Raw genomic sequence first — 427 nt, forward strand, 5'->3', positions numbered from 1 at the left:
ATGGAAGAAATTGCACGACACTCAGATAAACCACTAGAGCCTTTACGCTTGAATCATATACCACGTCGTTTGACCGCCGTCTCGGCACCGTCCGAATACGTTCGCCACAGTTCTTGCATACCATCACATAGTGTCGGATTTCCTTGACTACGGGCTTCAGCTCTGGAATGGAAATAACCTGCGTCACATAATCAAGTACACGCTCTGCGTCTGCTAAAGATTCTCCGCAACGAGTGCAATAGTCAGGTGCGTCATCGATTATCTCGTCAGGTACGGAAGAGCAAGACAACTTATGCCCATCATGTCCCTTTTGTCCTCCCGGCTTCTTACCGCTTGGCTTACGGAGACTTCTTGTTCTTCTGACAACCTCATCCTTCATACGCTCCTTGCTTGGCGGAGTGCTGCTGTTATTAGAGTTCTTGTCAGG

General features: G+C 48.7%; 1 pseudogene. It reads right to left on the bottom strand.

The features are described from left to right. Window positions 1–379 (bottom strand): annotated as a pseudogene (locus HMPREF2955_RS16505) (IS66 family transposase); the annotation flags it as partial. Window positions 380–427 lie beyond the last annotated feature (48 nt).

The sequence above is a fragment of the Prevotella sp. HMSC073D09 genome, assembly GCF_001814145.1.
Taxonomy (GTDB): domain Bacteria; phylum Bacteroidota; class Bacteroidia; order Bacteroidales; family Bacteroidaceae; genus Prevotella; species Prevotella conceptionensis.